Genomic DNA, 21,302 nt, shown 5'->3' on the forward strand with positions numbered 1-21,302 from the left:
CATACCCTAGATTCGGCTGCCACTTAAGTGATTAGTCGGATCTATTACATATGCCTGCAAATTGTCCCCCGAGGATAATTTTCCAGTATTTTGCTCCGTTTGTTCGAAATATCGCTAAAGTTGTTCGAAAAAATATAAAAGTTATTTGAAATAACTGCGACTTTATTCAAATAACCGAAAAAATTGTTCAAAAAAACCAACCGGCAGGGGATTACCCACTAAAAAGGCTCATGCACATGCATGAACCTCTTAAACAAACGTTTAATTAAACTGCCATTCAGATAATGACGGTAAAACATACGTCGGTTTATCGTCAACATCTTTTAAATGCTCCTCTTTGCTTACTCCCGTTAGTACCATAAGTGTATCAACATCGGCATTGATTCCGGCTAGAATATCCGTGTCATAATTATCACCAATCATCAGTGCCTCTTCTTTTTTAACCCCTATCTTCTCAAGTGCCTGTTCGATCATGATCGGCTCAGGCTTTCCAATAAAGGTCGGTTTCACTCCAGTAGAAGTCGTAATCACTGATATAAGTGAGCCGGCACCAGGCATTAACCCTTTTTCAGTTGGTAAGGCACGATCTCCATTTGTTGCAATAAACGCAGCACCACTTCGAACAGCCAGTGCTGCTTTTGCTAACTTTTCATATGTAATTTCTCGATCTAATCCCATCACAACATAGTCGGGGTCCACATCAACCAATTCATGTCCCTCATCAAGAAGACTTTGCTTTAGTCCATTTTCTCCTACCATTAAAACTTTTGCATTCAGCTTAAGGTCTTTAATCACACCAGCTGCAGCCATACTTGTCGTGAAAATATGTTCACTTGTCGCAGGAACCCCCATATTCTGTAATATCCCTGCTGCTTCTCTTGGAGTTTTTGTAGAATTGTTTGTCACAAATAAATAAGGATAACCCATTTGTTCTATTCTTTTCACAAAATCAATGGCTTCAGGAATCGGTTCAGTGCCTCGGTACATTGTTCCGTCTAAATCAATTAGAAATCCTTTATATGCTTTCATTTTCTACTCCTTATAAGAAACAACCACCTTTAGGCAAGGTGGCTGTCGTGTTATTTTTTACTTTTCTCTTTTAGAACGTACACACAGCCCGCCGTATCCATCTTAGCCATGCACTCTTCCCTTTCGATCTCATCCGTATCAAGCAGAGACTTAAACAGTTTCTGTTCACAGTTGCACGCAACAGGATAAGCCGTTGCGACTTGCGCGATCGGGCAGTTGTATTCTACAAACCGATATGTTCCATCATCCTGCTTCTCAACCTCAACCATATACCCGCTCTCATTTTGAATACGAGCAAGTGTCTCAACACGCTCTTCAAAACTGCCTGTTACAGCAGTGCTGTATTTATCAAGCAGTCGTTCGCGGCGCTGTTCAAATAACTTTTCAATCATTTCCGTCCCACTTAATTGTTCGAGGTCTTGTAAAAATTCAAGCGAGAGATTGCCGTAATTCCTTGGGAAGCTCTCTTCTCCTTTAAGGGTTAAAGAATATTTATGTGTAGGGCGGCCCATCGGCTGTCTTTCAAGCCTTGATTCGATCAGCCCTTCTTTTTCTAATCCTTGTAGGTGTCTGCGCACCGCCATCTCTGTAATTTCTAATTGCTCAGCTATTTCTGAGACGGTTAGCTGCTGGCTTTTTTTTAACATCACTAAGATGACTTGCCTTGTGGAGTTGGTATTATTATTCACGACCATCACCATCCTTCACCTCATTGTAAGCGATGTGTGGTCAATTGTAAATTTATGTGTCAATTTAAAACTATTCTTACATTGACCTTGAACACTTACCTGAATTATTAATTCTGTTCAGGCAAAAACGCAGAAACAGGACCAAGCTCCTCGACTAAATAGCGTCTAACATGGCTTGAGAAAGACTCTAGAGCCTTTCTTTCTGTTTGAATGACAGCTTGTACATCTTCATGCTTAATTTGTATGTAGTCTGTTACAAGCGGCTTTCTTAAACTGACCACTTTTTTTAGGGCAGCCGCATCTTCTTCTTGGAGCACTTTTTCATCAAAAAGGATTTCTACAATGTCTTCATAGCTCCCAGGATCACGCATGATAAAGCCATCAATCATACTATTTCCAACATCAATAATTGATTCAATGACAACCGTTGCAAACCGCTCATAAGCAAGCTTATCCTTTACGGTTTCAAGTGGTTGATTCTCCTCAAATTCTGTTAACAATTGATCCATATATGTAAGGGTATCTTCAATTTTTTCACGATTCACAAAATACATAGGAACACCTTCTTTTTTTGAATTAGTATAACACATTAAACGTTTTTTTTAGATAAAGTTAAACACATCAAAAGAAATGATTTATTCTTTACGGCGTTTTTGTTATGATAAAGAACGTAAATGATTCGACAAGGACCTGATTGATTGTCGAACAAATGAAAAGTAGTGAATGCTACACACATTATGCTACTACAAAAAAATTAAGCTACACAAAACTTTTTTACTCAAATGGAGGAGAAACAACTTGGATCGTGAACTAGCCTTAGAAATCGTCCGTGTAACGGAAGCAGCAGCCCTAGCTTCATCTCAATGGATGGGCCGCGGGAAGAAAAATGAAGCAGATGATGCTGCAACGAGTGCCATGCGCACAATGTTTGATTCAGTAAACTGCAGAGGTACTGTTGTCATTGGTGAAGGAGAACTTGATGAGGCACCAATGCTCTATATTGGCGAAGAAGTCGGCAGTGGGCATGGTCCTGAAGTTGACATCGCGGTTGACCCGCTTGAAGGAACAAACATCGTAGCAAAAGGACACCCTAATGCGATGGCTGTTATTGCGGTAGCGGATAAAGGAACGCTGCTTCACGCACCAGATATGTATATGGAAAAGATCGCAGTCGGACCTCTTGCCGCTGGACTTGTCCGTCTTGATGACCCTATTGAAAAAACAATTGATATTGTGGCTAAAATGACAAATAAACGAGTTCGTGATGTAACAGTGATTATCCAAGAGCGTGAGCGTCATGCTGAATTAATTGAACGCGTTCGCCAAAAGGGTGCTCGTGTTAAATTATTTGGTGACGGTGACGTTGGTGCTTCTATTGCCACTGCCTTGCCGCAAACGGGTATTGATTTGTTTGTTGGAACAGGCGGAGCTCCAGAAGGTGTTATTTCTGCTGCTGCGCTAAAAGCTTTAGGCGGTGACATGCAGGCTCGTCTTGTACCAATGAATGATGAAGAATTTGAACGCTGCAAAAAAATGGGGCTAGAAGATCCTCGTCAAGTATTACAATTAGACGATCTTGTTCGCGGTGATGATGCTATTTTTGCTGCAACGGGAGTATCTTCTGGTGAATTAGTTGAAGGCGTACGCTTTTTAGGCGGAGACCTTGCTGAAACTGACTCCATTGTTATGCGTGCTAAGACAAGAACAGTCCGCTACATTAAAACACATCACCATCTTGACCATAAACCTCATTTAGTGATGAACGACTAAGTATCGCATCCCCTCTTGTGGCATGATATGATAAAAAAAACAATGTTACTTGGGGGGCAAGAAGAATGTCTGAGCGCTTTTATTTATATGATGACACAGAAGAAACAAGGACCAGATTTGTAAGCTTTATGGGTGAGTCACAACGTTTTGACTTAGCCATCATCACCTCTTCCCGCTATTACGGGAAAAAGCTGGTTCTAGATGTATTATCTAATCGGTTTGCCATTATTGGTACAGACGATTTAGAAGAGCCTGGCTATCTTGAGCACGCTTATCAAATCAGTGAAGAAGAAGCTGGCGAATTACGTTCGTTTTTATATGAAGTCATTTAATAGTAAAAACCATCTCTTCCGGTAAAACTAACGGCAGGAGGTGGTTTTTTTATGCCAGATTCACGTGATAAAGAAACGGAAGATTACACTGACTTCTCAAACGTCGAAACGATGCGCAATTTCATTTTGCCAGAAATTACTCCAGAAGGCCCTTACGGCTCATCAATCAATAAGGATAAACCTGTTGAAAATAAAAGCACCCCTTGGAAGCCTGGGCAGCGTTATTACAGCGCTTTCAATTATGAGTTTAAATCTTTGCACCAAAACCTTCCGCGTAAATATCCAGGACATCACCCAACTCATGATGATCCTGATAAAAACGAAGAACCACCTTACACGACCACTTAAACAAAGAGCCCTTTAAAAGGGCTCTCCCCTATTCTTCACTTAATGCCGCTGCCTCTTCTGCAGGTACAGGCTGTTTTTCTTTTTCCCTATCCTTTTCTTTCGTTTCCTTCACTTTCTTAAGCACGAAATAAGCGCAGCCAAAATTACAATACTCGTATAAATAATCAGGAAGAGTACTGATCTTCGTATCAAAGGTCGACTTTTTATGGCGGTCTTCAAAAAAGCCGCGTAAACGCAATTGGCTGTAACCCCAATCACCAACAATATAATCGTATTTATTTAACACATCACTGTAACGTGCCTTAAAGGCTTCTTCATTCCAGCCCTCTTTTATGTCTTCTATAACTTCATACTGCATTCCTTGAATGCGAACCACTGGGCTCACCTCACTTTTCATACCCTTATTATACCACACCCGAGCCTCCCTACAGTAACCTTTGTGGCATCATTTTCTATCAGTAAAAACATTTCTTTTTGGTCATTCTTAAAGTAGAGGGGGAATGAACATCATGATAAAAAAATCAATGGTGATCTCTGGTGTCGCAGCTTTAATGCTTATGACCGGCTGCCAGATGAATGATGTGGGGCAACAATCGATGCAGCGTACAGCTAATCCGAATTACGGCCCTATGCAAACGAATCATGGCTATTATCCAATGGGAATGGGTCAGCAAACTCAAAATAATGACTACAACCATTATGGGTACACAAGATATCAAAAACAACAGGTAGAAGCAAACGGCAGACAACAATCAACACCTATGTTTGACCGGACAGAGCTTTCTGATACGGTAACAAGAATGGTCTTAACGAACGAAACGGTGAGCGAGGCCGCAACGCTTGTTACAGATAAGTACGTATTAGTTGCCTATGACTGCGATACGAACGACCGCGATTACGTAGCGGACCAAGTAAAACGCAGTGCGATTTCTGTAGTTCCGCGTTACTATGAAGTCTATATTACAGATGATCATAGTCATTTCGAAGACATTGAACGCTTCCAAGATGGCTCCACAACAGCTGGAAATTTAGACGGAACGCTTAAACAAACGATCCAAGAAATGCGCCAATCTCCACAAGGTGCCTACAACGAGGACACCGACAACAACATGAATGTCATGGAAAAGAAACAACAGAAATTAAAGGATTAAAGGAAAGGCGGAGGCGAGTGGGCTGGCATGCGGAAATATAAGGGGCAGCGATATGAAGACGCCTTTTGTCTTCATTCGATGCACCGTTATTTCCCGCAAGGCAACGAGCCGAAGCTAGACATCTTGAAAAGCGGAAGGGTTCGTTTAGGTATGAGGTGGGTGGAGCTTTGACAATGAGAAGCGCTTTTTGCTTCGTTTGGCCAAGTGAAGCCACCGATTACCTGAACCCTGCAGCTAGACACGAAAAGCGGAGGCGACTGTTTAGGCATGCGGTAAAATAAGGGGAAGAGAAGATTGTATATATTCAAGCCTTTTATGCGTCAATGTATATGGCCATTGCGCTCCTCTCTCGCCTTATTGCGTTACTTGCCGGCTTTATTGCGCCGATGTAGTTTAATTGCGCCTAATCAAACGTTATATGCGTCTGTAGCAAGCGTATATGTATCACTTCGGCTAATAATAGCGCCAGCCTTTACTCCAAACCCAAAATAGAGCAGCTCCCTAACTCAGGAGCTGCTCTATTTTTATTGCTGGCTTTTTTCAATCGCTTGGCCAAGATCGCCTAAAATGTCTTCAATCGCTTCTGTTCCGATTGAAAGACGAATCATTCCAGGTGTCACTCCTGCTGCGAGCTGTTCTTCTTCAGTTAATTGCTGATGAGTTGTACTAGCAGGGTGAATAATTAATGATTTTGAATCCCCTACATTGGCTAAGTGAGAGAACAAATCAACAGAATGAATAAGCTTCTTCCCAGCCTCTACTCCGCCTTTTAATCCAAATGTTAAAATAGCTCCCTGCCCTTTTGGCAAATATTTTTGAGCGAGGTCATAGGAGGAATGAGATTCTAACCCAGAGTATGAAACCCAGTCAACTGACTGATGCGCCTCAAGAAATCTTGCTGTCTCCAACGCATTCTCACTATGCTGCTTCATTCGCAAATGAAGGGTTTCTAGCCCTTGCAGAAGTAAAAATGAGTTGAACGGTGCAATAGATGCCCCTAAGTCCCGAAGAAGCTGTACTCGAGCTTTTATAATATAGGCAATTGGACCAACGGCTTCTGTGTAGACAACCCCGTTATAACTTGGATCAGGCGTCGTAAGCCCAGGATACTTATCTGTTTTTGTCCAATCAAACTTTCCACTGTCTACGATCACCCCGCCAATTGAAGTACCATGGCCACCGATAAATTTTGTGGCAGAATGAACAACAATATCCGCTCCATGCTTAATTGGCTGCAGTAAGTAAGGACTTGGGAAGGTATTATCGACTATGAGAGGAAGATTGTGCTCATGAGCAATATGAGCCACTGCCTCAATATCTAGCACATCTCCTTTTGGATTCCCTACCGTCTCTGCATAGATGGCTTTTGTTTTATCAGTGATAGCTGCTTTAAAGTTAGCAGGATCAGTTGGGTCAACAAAATGAACCTTGATGCCAAGCTTCGGTAATGTTGTTGAAAATAAATTATATGTACCCCCGTATAAACTGGCTGCTGACACAATTTCATCTCCAGCCTCAGCAATATTTAAAATAGAGTACGTAATTGCAGCCTGTCCTGAAGCAGTCGCAAGAGCCGCTGCCCCGCCTTCAAGTGCGGCTACTCTTTTTTCAAATACATCGGTAGTCGGGTTCATTAAGCGTGTATAAATATTACCAAATTCACTTAGCGAGAATAAATTTGCAGCATGATCTGTGTCTTTAAATCCATAAGAGGTTGTTTGGTAAAGCGGAACCGCGCGTGAAAACGTGGTTGGATCAATCTCTTGTCCCGCATGAATAGCTAATGTTTCCGGCCTGAAATGATTCTCTTCACTCATCTGTATTCCCCCATTGACTTCGTCTTTTTAATAGTAGCACGTATTGCTTCAATAATATTCACACTATTCCGACTTGTCAAGAGAGAATACATGGCGGTTTCTGACTTATTATTTGACTGCTTCTCATTGTTTATTGCGCCTATTCCACTTTTTATTGCGTCGATGCAGTTACTGATTGTTCTTATTACCATCTTTATTGCGTCAATTGAATTGAATTGCATCAGTCTGAACGTTATTTATATTCCTTTTAAATATAATTGTCACTAGTTTCCTTAGAATTGCGCCAATTTCTCCCCGGCACGCCCTCGCCCCTATCCACTGGCAATCAAATAAAAAAGAGCGCCACGGCGCTCTTTCCTCATTAATTATGTGTTTTTGCTACTTTGTTCGCTTCTTCTCTTACCTGTGCTTCGTTTACCTGCTCATCGGCATGGTATGAAGAGCGTACAAGCGGACCAGATTCACAGTGGCTGAAGCCTTTTTCAAGAGCAATCTCTTTAAATTCAGCAAATTCTTCTGGTGTGTAATACTTTTGTACTTTTAAATGCTTTTTCGTCGGTTGAAGGTATTGTCCAATAGTCATGATATCCACGTTGTTGGCACGAAGATCCTCCATTGTTTCAATAATCTCTTCTCTTGTTTCACCAAGGCCGATCATCAGGCTTGATTTTGTAGGGATATCTGGGTTCATTTCTTTAGCGCGGCGCAAGAACTCTAATGTACGGTCATACGTTGCACGTGCGCGAACTCTTGGCGACAGGCGGCGAACCGTTTCAATATTATGGTTCATAATATTCGGTTTCGCATCCATTAACGTCTTCAGGCTATCAAAATTACCTAACATATCAGATGGCAGTACTTCAATCGTACAGAATGGATTTTTACGGCGTACGGCACGAACCGTTTCAGCAAACACAGCCGCCCCTCCGTCTTTTAAATCATCGCGTGCGACAGCTGTAATAACAGCATGCTTTAATCCCATCATTTCTACAGAATCTGCTACACGTTCTGGCTCTTGCAGGTCAAGTTCATTAGGAAGACCTGTTTTAACGGCACAGAAACGGCAGGCACGTGTACATACATCCCCTAAGATCATAAATGTAGCCGTCTTACGAACAGCCCAGCATTCATGGATATTGGGACAACGCGCTTCTTCACAGACTGTATGTAGATTTTTCTCGCGCATCATCTTCTTTAGACCAGTGTAAGTCTCATTTGTGTTTAATTTTATTTTCAGCCACTCCGGCTTACGTAAATGTTCTTCTTTCTTTGCCATGCTATTCACTCCATCCGCTTTCCCATATTCTGCATACGAAAATCGACAAACCTCGCTGCATTTATCTTTCTATACTTTATCATGATTATTCCCAAATGACCAAACTATCGCTCGAAATTTCCATTGATTCACTCATATTTTTCTCTAAAAACTTTGCACACTAGAGAAGAAGAGAATTCCTAGAGGAGGGAATAAAGTGAAACGAGCTAAACGGTTTTTACAAATACTTATGCTGACCTTATTTATAATCAGTTCTGCTCCGCAGATTACTTTAGCAAATACGACCGAAGAAATGTCACAAGAAGAAATATTCAATGCACGGATGGAGCTGTATCAAAAAATGGAGGCCATTACCCAAGTCCCGTGGCATTATTTAGCTGCAGTTGATACGTATGAGCGTGGACTGCGCCGTGCTCAGCGTGACCGGCCGAGGGAAGAAGGATTTATTTCTATCTTTTATGATCCGGAAATATGGGCAGGTCCGATCAATCCAAATAAAGAAGACACAGACCCGTTATCCATTAGTTTATTTAATGGAATAGGGCTAGATGGAAATGGTGATGGCGTCGCAAGTCCTACAGACGATGAAGATGTTCTATACACATTTGCTCATTACTTAGAACAATACGGATTTGACGAAGATGACTTTAGAATTGCCCTATGGGATTATTACCAGCGCGAGCAGTCTGTTTCTATTATCCACGGTCATGCAGCTGTGTATGAGCATTTTGGAACACTTGACTTAGATGATCATGCGTTTCCTATCCCTCTCAATTATAATTACAGCTACAAAAACACATGGGGGGACCGCAGAGGTTGGGGCGGAAGGCGGATCCATGAAGGAACGGATATTTTCGCCGGCTATAATGTGCCTGTGCGTGCTACAGCTTACGGTAAAGTAGAAGTGAAAGGCTGGAATATGTACGGCGGCTGGCGCATCGGTATTCGGGATTTAGATAATATCTATCATTACTACGCTCATTTAAGCGGCTTTGAGAAAGGAATTGAAGAAGGAAGCATTGTGTCTCCTGGCGATGTGGTTGGTTACTGTGGAAGCTCGGGTTACGGTAAGCCCGGCACCCAAGGCAAATTCCCGCCGCATCTTCATTACGGTATGTATAGAGATAACGGCTTTACTGAGTGGTCATTTGATCCATTCCCTTCATTAAAACAATGGGAGCGTAAAGCGTATCAAGACCGCAAAAAGAAGAAATAAGGAGCCAGCTTATGCTGACTCCTTGTTTTTTTTACTTTTTAAGAAGAAGCTTTTTTCTGCTTTGCTACTCTAACTGCATTTGCAATACTTAGAGCCATGCCGCCCCAAATAATCAACATGCCGACAAGCATCATAACAATTGCGCCTGTACTCATTATAGCTCAGCTCCTTTATCATTTGAGTCTGCCGGAACATCAAGATCGTTCTTCTGCCATTTGAATGCCGCAAAGACGAATCCAATGACAACCGCTCCGATTGCTACTACCCAGCCCCAGCTCACAACAAGCGATGTTGGATAGTCTTCGTAATTAGATGTGATATTTGTAATCGTATTTTGAATCGCCATGTAACCAAGGACAATCGGCGTGATAATGCTTAAGCATACTTTCCACCATAAGCCTGTTTTAAAGTCAGATACACCGTTTGCATGACTTTGTAATTCAGGAAGCTTACGGATGAACCATGATACGGCAATAACAGATACAAGACCGGCTAATGCTACACCAAATTGGTTAATGAAGTAATCTGCTGTATCTAGGAAGAACAACCCGCCTTGTGTCGCAAAAAGCAATGAAATCAAGGCTGATAATCCGCCCCCAAACGCAACGGCTTTTGTACGAGATACTTTAAACTTATCTTGAATCCCCGCTACAAATGTTTCCACAATTGAGATAAGTGAAGATAAACCTGCAAGCACTAAAGATCCGAAGAATAAGACTCCGAAAAATGCATTCATGCCAGGGAATGTATTAATGATCTCTGGGAAGACCACAAAGGCTAGCCCAATCCCTGCACTTGCTACTTCATCAACGCCGACACCAGATGCTGTCGCCATGAAACCTAATGCTGCGAAAACCCCGATACCTGCTAATAACTCAAAGCTCGAGTTACTAAAGCCTGTAATAAAGGCATTGTTGTTAATATCTGATTTCTTCCCAAGATAACTTGAGTAGGTAATCATGATCGCAAATGCAATCGATAAACTAAAGAAAATTTGCCCGTAAGCTGCAACCCATACACCAGGGGACATGATTTCACTCCAGTTTGGTGCAAAGAATGCATCTAAACCAACCATTGCTCCTTCAAGCGTTAACGCGCGAATAACAATTAATAAGAACATGACAAGCAACGTCGGGATAAAGATGCGGTTGGCCATTTCAATACCGCGTTTAACCCCTTTAAATAATACGCCGAGCGTTACGGCCCATACAACTAATAACGGAATGAATACACCAGGTACAAGGGAACCAACTTCACCTAACGCACCGCCTGATAAGTCAATACGCTGCAAGTACTCTCCCATTAAGAATCCGCCGGTATCTTCTCCCCAGCTTTGATTGAAAGCAAAATACGTGTAGGCAATCGCCCAAGCAATAATAACTGCATAGTAAGTGGAAATAACAAAGGCAATCGCTACCTGCCACCAGCCGATCCATTCGGCTTTTTTGTTTAACCTAGCATATGAAAGCGGTGCAGAGCCACGATACTTGTGACCTAATGTAAACTCCATAATAAGTAGCGGAATTCCCGCTGTTAATAGTGCAAAAAGATAAGGTAAAAAGAATGCCCCCCCACCATTTTCATACGCTACATAAGGGAAACGCCAAATGTTACCCAAACCGACTGCTGAACCGATCGCTGCTAAAATAAATCCTGCTCGTGTTCCCCATTGCTCTCTAGCCATCGTCGATAACTCCTCTCTGTTGTGAACTAAGTTCCTTAAATTGTATTCAAAAGATTCTGTAAATAGTAGCCGCACTAAAAATATTTTTCATCAAAATTATTTGACAATTATTTCGACAAGTCTATTTAGCGCATCAACGTGTAGTAGTATCCGTTTTTGTAACCCCTCCATTTTTTAGAGTTATCTGACTATTCACTTTTTGATTATAATGATTTGCTTGGTGTTTGTCAAAATATTTTTAAGAAAATTGTCACATTTTTCGAAGGTTCTCTCAAAATTTGTATAGTAATTAGGCAATATGATCCAAAAAAGGCTTCTGCTTGGAAGCAGAAACCTTTTCTTTAGGACTCGATCGGTGTTGATAACTTTTTCAATATAAGAACTGTGATTACTAATAATACAAGAGCTGTCACAAGCGTTAAGATGACACTTCCTGTTCCACCTAGTACTAGGTAGGAAATCAATGTAATAACGGCTGCCACAATCGCATACGGAAGCTGCGTCACCACGTGGTCAATATGATGACTTCCTGCTCCTGTAGAAGATAGGATTGTCGTATCTGAAATTGGTGAACAGTGATCTCCAAAGATCGCACCTGCAAGAACGGCTGCAAGCATAGGAAGCATCATTGTGATATCAATAACAGCAGCCATCTCTCCGGCAATCGGAAGAAGCAGCCCAAATGTACCCCATGATGTACCCGTTGAAAATGCTGCAAATCCAGCAATTAAGAAAAGGATTGCAGGTAAGAACATTGGGTGAATATTACCATCTACAAGAGAAGCTAGATATTGACCTGTTCCTAAGTCGCCGATGATTGAAATAATCGTCCATGCAAATAGTAAAATATAGATCGCTGGAAGCATCGATTTAATCCCGGCCCAAACCGTTGCACCAAGGTCACTTGCTTCGGTTTTCTTAACAATATTAAGCACAAGAGCCACTGCAAAACCGATGATACCACCATATAATAATGATGATGCTACATCAGTATTTTCAAATGTAGAAAGAATCGTTGCGGCACCTTCTGATGCTTGAATACCTGTAATAATCATAAAAGCAACTGTTCCTAAAACTAAGGCAACAATCGGCCATACAAGATCGCCGACACGGCCTTTATCACTAACTTTAAGGTCTTCTTGATCTCCTGGAATTGCACCAGAATCAGGGTCAACAAGCTCACCAGTTTTCAATGCACGTTCTTCATGTACTCTCATAGCTCCAAAATCAAGCTTAAAGAATACAACCGCTAGAACCAGTCCGATAGCAACTAGTGCATAAATGTTCATCGGAACCATCAGCATAAACGCTTGTAAGCCTTCATACTGCGTCAAACCATGTGTAGCTAAAATGCCGGCAATAATCGTAATGATGTATGCTCCCCAGCTTGATACCGGTGCAATAACACACATAGGTGCTGCTGTAGAGTCAACCAAGTAAGCAAGCTTTGCACGAGATACACGGTGACGGTCTGTTAACGGTCTAGACACGTTACCTACTGTTAAACTGTTGAAATAATCATCAATAAAGATAATAATCCCTAACATGACTGTTACAAGCTGCGCGCCAACACGAGTTTTGACGCGCTTTAATGCCCATTCTCCAAACGCACGGCTCCCTCCAGAACGAGTAACGAGCGCCGCCATCATACCAAGCAGTAATAGGAAAAAGATAATATAAAGTTCCCAATCATTAATAGCGCCGTCTACGACAAAGATTGCCGCAACAATTGATACAATTTCAGCTACACTATCAACAGGATTATACCCGTTTAACATTAGTGCACCGACGATAATACCGACACCAAGTGACAATAGCACGCGTCTAGTTAAGATAACCATCGCAAGTGCTAGTATCGGTGGCAGCAGCGATAAAATTGAACCTTCCATTTTGGTCCATCCCCCTTTTTTGAGTTTGTTGATACAGGGATGCAGCCTATACTCAGAATAAAAGAGTATAAAAAAAGCCGATAATGGCTACCCATTATCGGCTTAATAAGCACAGGTATCCCCATCACAACAGTAGTTCTCCACAGTCTATGGACTGTGACAGTGTTACACTTATTCAATGCAACCCCAGCAGAAAAGGTCTGACTCCTCTTTTCCACTTCGGCAAATGATCCTTTTCACACTTCTCTACGTTGTCATCCTCCAAGTGTGTACTTATCTGCATTCGCGCCTCTACCCCACCATGTTGATGAGGCAACTTCATATTAAGTTTGCCGAATTATCTTATCATAGTTTTACAAGGTTGACAATGTTAATTATCGCCACCGCCTAAGGAATTACCTGGTGCTGGTATAATCATGCTGCCGCCGTTCCCGCCGTAGTATTCAGGAACTTCTCCTTGAATGTTAATGAGACCAACTGGAATTGTCGTCTTAATCGCTTCTGTATTCGTGGCAAAAGGAATGACAATCTTTACATCAACCACGACATCAAAATTGACCGACATCGTCGTATTATTAATGCCTGTGTTAAATGTTTTTAAATTTAAATCCGTTTTCACATCCCCAATCGCTGAGAAACGAACAGGGACTTGCGGTCCTAGATGAGCAAGTAAGGCATTATTTGTTGCCTGCCCTAGCGGAATCGTATAAATAATTCCCCCGTCTGAGGTGACAGCCTCTTCATTATCAAACGAAACATCAAACGCCTCGCCTTGTTCAACCGCCTTTAAATGGCGCTGTACGCGGTTTGTTGCTTCTGAGAGAATACGGTTGTACATTTGCGTATTAAATTGAATCGTATTATCAGCATCCCGAATAAACAGCTCTTCTTGATTAAGATCTGATGCGATCTTTTTAGATACCGCATCGTTTATCGCTTTTGTTGCAATGACTCTCGTTTCTGTTGTGGCAATATGAACAAGTGTCGGTCTGATTCCTTTCTCAATGATCCAAAGGCCTTGGACGGTTAAAATAACAAAGATTAAAAAGGATAAGAGCAGTACATAGCGAAATGGCAAGGGACCTTTCCGGGGTCTCGATCGTTTGCCGAATCTCATGTTGAAAACCCCCTTTGCAAAAACTATATGCAGCAAAGGGGGACAAATTGACTTCTATTTAATTATGCTTGATTACTTTTTACGCTCATACGTACAAAAAGTATGAGGATAGCGGTTTTTCTCATCGACTGTACCTGCCTCATCGGATACCTTCTCCCACTCGCTTTCTTTTATTTCTGGGAAGTAAGTGTCTCCTTTAAAGGTTTCGTCAATGTGAGTAATGTAGAGCCGGTCCGTATCATTCCAAAACAGCTTGAATAATTCGGCCCCACCGATAATGAAACATTCCTCTTCTTGTTTGGCGATGTCTAATACTTCTTCTAATTGATGAACGACCTCACAGCCCTCTGCGTTGAAATCTTTATTTCTCGTTAAGATCACATTTCTGCGCTTTGGAAGAGGCCGGCCGATCGATTCATACGTTTTACGCCCCATTACAATGGTATGCCCTGAAGTCACTCTCTTAAAATGAGCTAAATCAGCAGGCAGATGCCAAGGAAGATCGTTATTTGCTCCGATTGTACGCTTGTTATCCATCGCTACAATGTAGGAAATCATACCGATACCTCGCCTTTAATATGCGGATGCGGATCATAATCTGTTAACTCAAAGTCTTCAATTGTAAAGTCAAAGATCGATTTCACTACTTTATTGATTTTCATTTTAGGAAGTGCTCTTGGTTCTCTTGTTAACTGAAGCTTTACTTGCTCAACATGGTTCGAATAGATGTGAGCATCTCCAAATGTGTGAACAAACTCACCTGGCTCAAGATCTGTTACTTGTGCAATCATCATCGTCAACAGTGCATAAGAGGCAATATTAAAAGGCACGCCTAAGAAAATATCGGCACTGCGCTGATATAACTGACAGGAAAGCTTGCCATCATTTACGTAAAATTGGAACAAACAGTGGCAAGGAGCAAGCGCCATTTCATCAATTTCTGCTGGATTCCAGGCACTGACAATCAGCCTTCTAGAATCCGGATTATGTTTAATTTGTTCGATCAACTCAGAGATTTGATCAACTACTTTGCCATTTGCGCCTTCCCATGAACGCCATTGCTTACCATAAACAGGTCCTAGATCGCCATTTTCGTCGGCCCATTCATTCCAGATTCGAACGTTATTTTCTTTAAGGTATCCAATATTGGTATCACCTTTTAAGAACCACAATAATTCATGGATGATCGAACGAAGGTGAAGCTTTTTCGTCGTTATTGCCGGAAATCCTTCCGATAGATCAAATCGCATCTGATAGCCGAACGTACTAATCGTGCCAGTCCCCGTACGATCTGATTTTGTTTCACCATTTTTTAGAACATGCTCACATAAAGCAAGATATTGATCCATTTATGTTCAACTCCTTTATTTTACGGTTGCAAGTGTTGCTTCTGTTTCCACGATGGTCACATCTAAAAATTCCATTAGATCAATGTCGTAATAATGTTTAATTCGCTGCCCATTTTCGTTAAATACCCGTACTACAGGGCGGGTGCTCATTTGTTTGTTCTGTTTGACCACAATCGCCATACGAGCGTCACTTAATTTTACCGTGAGTCCGATTGGGTAAATCGAAATGGTTTCACGAAACGTTTCAACAAGCTTTTTATCGAAAATCTGCCCTGCCCCGGAATAAAGCAGTTCAAGCCCTTCATGAGGCAGCATCGGCTTTCTATAAACTCGATGAGAAGTGACCGCATCAAATACATCAGCAATGCCAATAATTTTAGCATACTGATGAATGTGTTCGCCTTTTAACCCACGCGGATACCCGCTTCCATCTATGCGCTCGTGATGCTGCAGTGCACAGTGAGCTGCTAAAAGCGGGATATTCGGTACTCCCCGCAGCATATCATAGCCTGCCATCGCATGCGTCTTGATGATTTCATATTCATCATCATTTAATCGGCCTGGTTTATTTAAAACCTCAATCGGAACGGACACTTTACCGACGTCATGCAGTAAGGCACCGACCCCGATTTCATTTAATTTCTTCGATGAATAACCGAGCTTCATCGCAAGACCTAACGTATAAACCGTCACATTTAACGAGTGAGTAAATATGTAGTTGTCATGCACATAAGCTTCCTGCAGCATAGCAAGCGCATCTTGATTTTCTTTAATGTCTTTTAAAAGGGTATCAATAATTGATGTAAAGCTCTTGCTGAGATGGTCCAAATTAATCGTTTTATTCAGCTTTGTTTCCACACTTATCGCTTTGAACTCTTCTTTAATCGTTTGAACCGCCTTGTGCCTAGTATCCTCACGAATCACCGATTCAATGACAACATCTTCTGTGATCTCATCTTCTATGTAGATATAATAGATCCCCATATCAACAAGGCGGGCTTTTAGACGATCTGTCAGGGCAACTCCTTTAAAAAGCAAGATCTGGCCGCTGTCATTATAAATATCCCGGCCGAGCGTTGCTCCAGACTCTACATGCTTAACAGAAACTAACCTCATACTAGTTCACCTTGATTCTTGTGTATTTAACACGCAACTATAACAAAGTGTACCGCAAGCCTGCCTATTTGTGAACAACCTCTCTGTGACAAAAACAAAAAGCCCTTGATCGGCTGCCTTTTGTCAGCGGCCGCCAGAGGGCTTTCTTTTATGAATCGTATTTCATTTTCAATAAAGCCTCTTTCCCTGTCGTTCCCACGGTAATTCCAAGCTCTTCGGCTTCAAGCGTTACTGACTCAAGAGGAGCCTCTAGCAGCTGTTCAATTGTTCGCACACCTACTGCCCTTCCCGCTACAATTTTACGCTCTTTCAGCTTATCGTTTAACAACCCTACATCAAGCGCTCCGCACATAATATAGCCGACATCATTTGTGACAGCCATAAAATTGGTTTTCGGCAGCTTTAAAGTGACCGCTATAAACGTCTCGCCTTCGATAGTAATAGGTGTCATTTCAAGCATTTTACCCCACTCCTTTTTCAAATCCAGTCATCCGTTTTCCTTATTACGATATGACCTTTCAAAGGAATGGGTGAGCATCAGTTATGCCCAAATTTGTCCTAGCTTCCAACTAAGAATGTCCCGCAAAAGCTCTGGCATATAGTAGGTTTTCTTTTTAGCATCAGCAATGGCCGGATAGAGGTGGCCAAACGTATACATATCAAGCGTTGCAATTGTATAGGTTTGGTTAAGATCAAGCGGCTTGCCTAAAATAAGGATCTCAGTCACTTGTTCATTTTTATCAAGCTCCACTTCAATCCCAGTAAAAATCATCCGTCCTAATACTTTGCCTCGAAAGCCAAATCCCTTTAAAGCCAATGTTCTCATCTCTGTACTAAAAGAGCGGATAATTGTGCTTCTAAGGGCTGCTCCCGTTAATTCAACAACACAGGGATTAATCGGATGCGGACACGATCTATGGACATCCTGCATCGTCACAGGGCCTTCTGTAAATGTTTCAAGAAGAACGCCTGCATTCATCATTCCAATCTCTTCTTTGCACCATTCAGTCAGCGCATCACAAAGGATTTGCGAGGCTTCTGATTCTTCTTGCCATGAAACAGGCAATACTCTAGGAAGATTAGCAATATGTTTGGCTAAGGCTGTTTCTGAGTCTTGATTTAATTGATCCAACAAAGCAAGCGTCGCATCATCTTCTTCCAATAATGAAGCCGGATCAATCAATTCAGCCTCATCGGCTGCGACGGTTTTTGTTTTAAGGTCGACATCAATCGTTACTTTTCCAAGATACGCACCGTGCTTGCCAGCTTGTGCAATTAACGTGCCGTAACGTCGTTTCCCTTTTTCAAGAACATGATGAGTATGTGCCCCTAAGATCACATCAATTCCTTCAACTACTTCAGCCAGTTCCTCATCACGAAACAAGCCTAAGTGCGATAAGACAATGACAACATCTACCTTGTCTCTTACTTCCTCTACACACTGTTTAATCGCCTGAATCGGTGGAGTGATTTTCCAGTCCAGCTGATGATAAAATTGCTTAAAAGGAGCAGTAGCCCCGATCAGAGCAATTTTCACCCCATTTTTCGTTTGGTGGATAGCATAAGGCTTTGTCCAGCTCGGCCGATTGCCTTCAGCAGTAAATAAATTGCTGATTAACACCTTAAATTGTGCATTCGTATATAAAGAATCAAGCTCGTCATGTGAAAACGTGATCCCTTCATTATTACCGATGGTTGCATACTCCACCCCTGCCTCATTTAAAAGAGATACATTCCCAGCACCGCTTGTCGCTTCTGTAATCGGATGACTTCTATCTGCATGGTCGCCTAAATCGACATATAAACTGTTAGGATCCTTATGCTGCTTTATGTAGGCAACAAGCTTGGCCCACGTATCAAAACCGCTATGAATATCATTTGTATGATAAATCGTAATTCTCTCTACTGACATCGCTTCCTCCTCCCTATGCTCCTGTAATCCCTTGATAAATCAATCGTATAGCGGCAATGATTAAAAAGATACGAAACGCTATTAACAACGCATTACTGGATAATCGTTTATTAATTGCAGCCCCAGCTATTCCCCCAAGGTAGGCTCCAGGAATTAACGCAAGAGCATACAACCAGTTCACATTACCAAGCACAATATGTGAAACCGAGCTTGTTATCGCTGAAAGCAAAATCATAAACATCGACGTCGCCACTGCCATATGAGGAGGAAAATGAAATAACATAATCATCGCCGGCACCATTAACGAACCGCCGCCAATACCGAAAAGGCCCGATAGCATACCAACAACAAACGAAATCGAGATCGCAACAGCCGGCCGATAGCCATATTCAAATGACTCACCAAGATCGTTTACATATGTACGCTTAACCCCTTTTTCAGATAACGGGATCGGCTTTAAATATGGCCTTATGATTAATACAATCGCAACCACAATCATAAATAAGCCAAAATAAATTAAAAATGGCTCCACTTCAAGGTAACGGTTTAACCAGACTCCAACAAGTGCACCCGGGCCGCTTCCAAGAAAAAAGAGCAGACCGCTCTTATAATCAACTTTCTTCTGTTTAATATACGCAAGAGTTGATGATAAGCCTGTAAAAATCATAATTAACAGCGAGGTTCCAACCGCTGTTTGAGGGGTGATCCCTGCTAATATACCGACTGTGGAACTTAATAATAACAGGGCCGGCACGACAATAATTCCCCCGCCAAGCCCGAGTAAGCTTCCAAACGTACCTGCAACAAGCCCAACAATAACGAGCAATATCCACTCCATAAAAGGAACCTTCCTTTATTCTGTCTTTAATTAATTTTACTATATTATTCCGAAAATAAGTCCAATTGTCTAGGGGCAAGGCCTGTGTATTCAATATCAAGCATCGAGATCATCTCTTGTGCGTTCCCTGCTGCATCCCCGCCAGAATTATTATTAAAAATCATATAGATCGTCTTCGATTCTTTTTCAAGCTGGGAGAGATTCTTTTGCCATTCTTTTAACTCGTGTTCCTTATACTGATACAAGTACCGAACATCGCGCCACTTGCCGTTGCCTGGATCATTCCAGCCATGTCGGTTGCGGCCATGCATGCGAATTAATGTTGCTTCTTTATTTGTCGCCTGCAATACAGCAGGGATAGAGCCTACGCCTGCTTGCGGCTCATCACAAATGCTGTGAATCCAATTTTCTTCTTTCATAAAGGAAAGAGTTCTCTCTTTCATATCTGAGGTAAACCATGTCTGATTCCGAAATTCGAGTGCACATGGAATATCCTTTAACTGCTCTTTTACATAACGTAAATACGCCACATGCTCTTTCTTACAATCAAACCAAGGAGGAAACTGACATAAGACCATTGCAAGCTTCCCTGCTCGCTGGAGCGGCTCAAGCGATGCTCTAAAGGCCGCAAACATTTCTTCTCGCGATTCAAACGGCTCTGAGCTTTTCTGATGACCCGTCATGCCTTGATAGGCTTTTACGACAAATTTAAAAGAAGACGGTGTCACTCTTACCCATTTCTCCATGTTGCGAAGGGGCTGAACTGCATAAAAAGAAGAGTCTAATTCCACAACAGGAAAGAAACTAGCATACGTTTCAAGCTTTTGATTGCTAGGGGTCCCTTCATATAAGTCATCATGGTCTCCCCATCCAGCTAATCCAATGTAGATCAATGAACTCACCTTCCTTTTGAAGAAGATCGATATGGGTGCTGCGAGCTGTGTGGCTGTGCAGCTGTTTGGCGCGTTACATTTGCGTCACTTCAGGCATTTATTGCGCCGGCATCTGAGTTATATGCGCGGGTTAAAACAATAATTGTATTCGTCTAGATGATAATTGCGTCACTCTGCCGGAGAATCGCGCCTATTCAGCTTGCTATTGCGTCGGTTCACCGCATAATTGCGCCGGTTGCCGCCTGCCCAGACTGCCACCTGCCCTATTATGTAGAAAAGAAAAGCGAATCCATGATGGATTCGCTTTTCACTACGTGCATAGCACGTATCATTCATTATCCAATCCTTAACCGATCGAACCTTCCATCTCGAACTTGATTAATTGTAGGTATTATAACAAATTATAACACTAAGCGATAGGATTTAAATAAAGGTTTTGTGACTTCTGCTTCTTTATCGAATTATATAAGCTTTTATAGAGTAGGCACAAATACAAGGAGGTATAAATCCGTCTTTGTTTGTGTATAACTCCTTTATTCAGTCTGACAATAAACCATCAATTTAGGTTTCGTTCTAGGAACATCATAAACCTTCGATTCGACTTTAATATCTTTCTTCTTCTTTTCACAATGATTATCCTTCCTGATCAGATCCTTCGCGTACTCCGAAAAATTCCCTTTTGCTTCTGCTATCTTATAAAGTTCCAATTCACCGAACTTGAACGTTACTTGCTTTTTTTATGTAACCACCCAATAGAAGGAACTCCAAAAGCAACAGTTGAACCAATACCCACAAGCAGCTGCATTAGCATAGGCATTAATTGAACTAAGATATATGAGAGCTTGCCGCATTTCTTCTTTCAAACTTTCAATAGCG

The 21,302-nt window shown here is 41.8% G+C and carries 22 protein-coding genes and 1 riboswitch; of the genes, 5 read left to right on the forward strand and 17 right to left on the reverse strand.

Annotated elements, in window-relative coordinates; translation table 11 throughout:
- Positions 1-261: 261 nt before the first annotated feature.
- The 3 genes from A33I_RS14210 to A33I_RS14220 all read right to left on the reverse strand — a co-directional run bounded on the left by A33I_RS14210 (position 262) and on the right by A33I_RS14220 (position 2,272).
- Positions 262-1,029 carry a TIGR01457 family HAD-type hydrolase gene (locus A33I_RS14210; RefSeq protein ID WP_022629014.1) on the reverse strand — a complete coding sequence of 256 codons (768 nt, stop codon included), beginning with the start codon at positions 1,027-1,029 and terminating at the stop codon, positions 262-264.
- 50 nt (positions 1,030-1,079) lie between these two features.
- Positions 1,080-1,730: a helix-turn-helix transcriptional regulator gene (locus A33I_RS14215; RefSeq protein WP_031311675.1), complete on the reverse strand. Its 651-nt coding sequence runs from the start codon at positions 1,728-1,730 to the stop codon at positions 1,080-1,082.
- Positions 1,731-1,825: 95 nt separating this feature from the next.
- Entirely contained in the window at positions 1,826-2,272 is a 447-nt protein-coding gene (locus A33I_RS14220; protein WP_022629016.1) for a DUF86 domain-containing protein, read from the reverse strand.
- Positions 2,273-2,516: 244 nt separating this feature from the next.
- Between A33I_RS14220 and glpX the strand changes: the two genes are divergently transcribed.
- From glpX to A33I_RS14235, 3 genes are all read left to right on the forward strand, one after another.
- The gene (glpX, locus tag A33I_RS14225) at positions 2,517-3,488 is read left to right on the forward strand and encodes a class II fructose-bisphosphatase (protein ID WP_012960322.1); all 972 of its coding nucleotides are present in this window, start codon (positions 2,517-2,519) and stop codon (positions 3,486-3,488) included.
- 65 nt (positions 3,489-3,553) lie between these two features.
- A complete protein-coding gene (locus A33I_RS14230; RefSeq protein ID WP_012960323.1) occupies positions 3,554-3,820 on the forward strand; it encodes a DUF3055 domain-containing protein in 267 nt (88 codons plus the stop codon).
- 51 nt (positions 3,821-3,871) lie between these two features.
- Positions 3,872-4,168, forward strand: a complete 297-nt coding sequence (locus tag A33I_RS14235; protein ID WP_022629017.1) for a hypothetical protein — start codon at positions 3,872-3,874, stop codon at positions 4,166-4,168.
- Between the two features lie 28 nt (positions 4,169-4,196).
- Here the strand turns inward: A33I_RS14235 and A33I_RS14240 are convergent, their stop codons facing one another.
- Positions 4,197-4,526 carry a YutD family protein gene (locus tag A33I_RS14240; RefSeq protein ID WP_285839997.1) on the reverse strand — a complete coding sequence of 110 codons (330 nt, stop codon included), beginning with the start codon at positions 4,524-4,526 and terminating at the stop codon, positions 4,197-4,199.
- Positions 4,527-4,677: 151 nt separating this feature from the next.
- Between A33I_RS14240 and A33I_RS14245 the strand changes: the two genes are divergently transcribed.
- Positions 4,678-5,319 carry a YhcN/YlaJ family sporulation lipoprotein gene (locus A33I_RS14245; protein ID WP_022629019.1) on the forward strand — a complete coding sequence of 214 codons (642 nt, stop codon included), beginning with the start codon at positions 4,678-4,680 and terminating at the stop codon, positions 5,317-5,319.
- 524 nt (positions 5,320-5,843) lie between these two features.
- Here the strand turns inward: A33I_RS14245 and A33I_RS14250 are convergent.
- Entirely contained in the window at positions 5,844-7,136 is a 1,293-nt protein-coding gene (locus A33I_RS14250; protein WP_022629020.1) for a homocysteine synthase, read from the reverse strand.
- Positions 7,137-7,497: 361 nt separating this feature from the next.
- On the reverse strand, positions 7,498-8,412 hold the full coding sequence (lipA, locus tag A33I_RS14260; protein WP_022629022.1) for a lipoyl synthase: 915 nt from the start codon (positions 8,410-8,412) through the stop codon (positions 7,498-7,500).
- Positions 8,413-8,608: 196 nt separating this feature from the next.
- Here lipA and A33I_RS14265 point away from each other — a divergent pair, with 196 nt between their 5' ends.
- Complete coding sequence (locus A33I_RS14265) at positions 8,609-9,628, forward strand: M23 family metallopeptidase (RefSeq protein WP_022629023.1); 1,020 nt, start codon at positions 8,609-8,611, stop codon at positions 9,626-9,628.
- Between the two features lie 38 nt (positions 9,629-9,666).
- Here the strand turns inward: A33I_RS14265 and A33I_RS20305 are convergent, their stop codons facing one another.
- From A33I_RS20305 to A33I_RS14315, 11 genes are all read right to left on the reverse strand, one after another.
- Positions 9,667-9,783, reverse strand: coding sequence for a methionine/alanine import family NSS transporter small subunit (locus A33I_RS20305; RefSeq protein WP_012960333.1), 117 nt, complete (start codon positions 9,781-9,783; stop codon positions 9,667-9,669).
- Positions 9,783-11,312: a sodium-dependent transporter gene (locus A33I_RS14270; protein ID WP_022629024.1), complete on the reverse strand. Its 1,530-nt coding sequence runs from the start codon at positions 11,310-11,312 to the stop codon at positions 9,783-9,785. Before A33I_RS14270 ends, A33I_RS20305 begins: the two co-directional genes overlap by 1 nt.
- A gap of 341 nt (positions 11,313-11,653) precedes the next feature.
- The gene (locus tag A33I_RS14275; RefSeq protein ID WP_022629025.1) at positions 11,654-13,201 is read right to left on the reverse strand and encodes a Na+/H+ antiporter NhaC family protein; all 1,548 of its coding nucleotides are present in this window, start codon (positions 13,199-13,201) and stop codon (positions 11,654-11,656) included.
- 125 nt (positions 13,202-13,326) lie between these two features.
- Positions 13,327-13,503: riboswitch (Lysine riboswitch) on the reverse strand.
- Positions 13,504-13,571: 68 nt separating this feature from the next.
- A complete protein-coding gene (gene yunB / locus A33I_RS14280; protein ID WP_022629026.1) occupies positions 13,572-14,318 on the reverse strand; it encodes a sporulation protein YunB in 747 nt (248 codons plus the stop codon).
- 72 nt (positions 14,319-14,390) lie between these two features.
- Positions 14,391-14,876 carry a dihydrofolate reductase gene (locus A33I_RS14285; RefSeq protein WP_022629027.1) on the reverse strand — a complete coding sequence of 162 codons (486 nt, stop codon included), beginning with the start codon at positions 14,874-14,876 and terminating at the stop codon, positions 14,391-14,393.
- Positions 14,873-15,667, reverse strand: coding sequence for a thymidylate synthase (locus A33I_RS14290; RefSeq protein ID WP_022629028.1), 795 nt, complete (start codon positions 15,665-15,667; stop codon positions 14,873-14,875). Before A33I_RS14290 ends, A33I_RS14285 begins: the two co-directional genes overlap by 4 nt.
- Before the next feature lie 15 nt (positions 15,668-15,682).
- On the reverse strand, positions 15,683-16,783 hold the full coding sequence (locus A33I_RS14295; protein ID WP_022629029.1) for an HD-GYP domain-containing protein: 1,101 nt from the start codon (positions 16,781-16,783) through the stop codon (positions 15,683-15,685).
- A 148-nt stretch (positions 16,784-16,931) separates the two neighbouring features.
- On the reverse strand, positions 16,932-17,243 hold the full coding sequence (locus A33I_RS14300) for a YunC family protein (protein WP_022629030.1): 312 nt from the start codon (positions 17,241-17,243) through the stop codon (positions 16,932-16,934).
- An 81-nt stretch (positions 17,244-17,324) separates the two neighbouring features.
- Positions 17,325-18,695 (reverse strand): bifunctional metallophosphatase/5'-nucleotidase, encoded by a 1,371-nt coding sequence (locus A33I_RS14305; RefSeq protein WP_022629031.1) that lies wholly within the window; start codon positions 18,693-18,695, stop codon positions 17,325-17,327.
- Between the two features lie 13 nt (positions 18,696-18,708).
- The gene (locus A33I_RS14310; protein WP_022629032.1) at positions 18,709-19,533 is read right to left on the reverse strand and encodes a sulfite exporter TauE/SafE family protein; all 825 of its coding nucleotides are present in this window, start codon (positions 19,531-19,533) and stop codon (positions 18,709-18,711) included.
- A 44-nt stretch (positions 19,534-19,577) separates the two neighbouring features.
- Positions 19,578-20,426, reverse strand: coding sequence for a DUF72 domain-containing protein (locus A33I_RS14315; protein WP_022629033.1), 849 nt, complete (start codon positions 20,424-20,426; stop codon positions 19,578-19,580).
- Positions 20,427-21,302 lie beyond the last annotated feature (876 nt).

Source organism: Alkalihalophilus marmarensis DSM 21297 (assembly GCF_000474275.2).
Classification (GTDB): Bacteria; Bacillota; Bacilli; order Bacillales; family Bacillaceae_D; genus Alkalihalophilus; species Alkalihalophilus marmarensis.

Bases quoted from the DNA above. Each gene is read 5' to 3' on its own strand.
- A33I_RS14210 (WP_022629014.1), bottom strand. From the start codon at position 1,029: ATGAAAGCATATAAAGGATTTCTAATTGATTTAGACGGAACAATGTAC.
- A33I_RS14215 (WP_031311675.1), bottom strand. From the start codon at position 1,730: ATGGTGATGGTCGTGAATAATAATACCAACTCCACAAGGCAAGTCATC.
- A33I_RS14220 (WP_022629016.1), bottom strand. From the start codon at position 2,272: ATGTATTTTGTGAATCGTGAAAAAATTGAAGATACCCTTACATATATG.
- A33I_RS14230 (WP_012960323.1), top strand. From the start codon at position 3,554: ATGTCTGAGCGCTTTTATTTATATGATGACACAGAAGAAACAAGGACC.
- A33I_RS14235 (WP_022629017.1), top strand. From the start codon at position 3,872: ATGCCAGATTCACGTGATAAAGAAACGGAAGATTACACTGACTTCTCA.
- A33I_RS14240 (WP_285839997.1), bottom strand. From the start codon at position 4,526: ATGCAGTATGAAGTTATAGAAGACATAAAAGAGGGCTGGAATGAAGAA.
- A33I_RS14245 (WP_022629019.1), top strand. From the start codon at position 4,678: ATGATAAAAAAATCAATGGTGATCTCTGGTGTCGCAGCTTTAATGCTT.
- A33I_RS14250 (WP_022629020.1), bottom strand. From the start codon at position 7,136: ATGAGTGAAGAGAATCATTTCAGGCCGGAAACATTAGCTATTCATGCG.
- lipA (WP_022629022.1), bottom strand. From the start codon at position 8,412: ATGGCAAAGAAAGAAGAACATTTACGTAAGCCGGAGTGGCTGAAAATA.
- A33I_RS20305 (WP_012960333.1), bottom strand. From the start codon at position 9,783: ATGAGTACAGGCGCAATTGTTATGATGCTTGTCGGCATGTTGATTATT.
- A33I_RS14270 (WP_022629024.1), bottom strand. From the start codon at position 11,312: ATGGCTAGAGAGCAATGGGGAACACGAGCAGGATTTATTTTAGCAGCG.
- A33I_RS14275 (WP_022629025.1), bottom strand. From the start codon at position 13,201: ATGGAAGGTTCAATTTTATCGCTGCTGCCACCGATACTAGCACTTGCG.
- yunB (WP_022629026.1), bottom strand. From the start codon at position 14,318: ATGAGATTCGGCAAACGATCGAGACCCCGGAAAGGTCCCTTGCCATTT.
- A33I_RS14285 (WP_022629027.1), bottom strand. From the start codon at position 14,876: ATGATTTCCTACATTGTAGCGATGGATAACAAGCGTACAATCGGAGCA.
- A33I_RS14290 (WP_022629028.1), bottom strand. From the start codon at position 15,667: ATGGATCAATATCTTGCTTTATGTGAGCATGTTCTAAAAAATGGTGAA.
- A33I_RS14295 (WP_022629029.1), bottom strand. From the start codon at position 16,783: ATGAGGTTAGTTTCTGTTAAGCATGTAGAGTCTGGAGCAACGCTCGGC.
- A33I_RS14300 (WP_022629030.1), bottom strand. From the start codon at position 17,243: ATGCTTGAAATGACACCTATTACTATCGAAGGCGAGACGTTTATAGCG.
- A33I_RS14305 (WP_022629031.1), bottom strand. From the start codon at position 18,695: ATGTCAGTAGAGAGAATTACGATTTATCATACAAATGATATTCATAGC.
- A33I_RS14310 (WP_022629032.1), bottom strand. From the start codon at position 19,533: ATGGAGTGGATATTGCTCGTTATTGTTGGGCTTGTTGCAGGTACGTTT.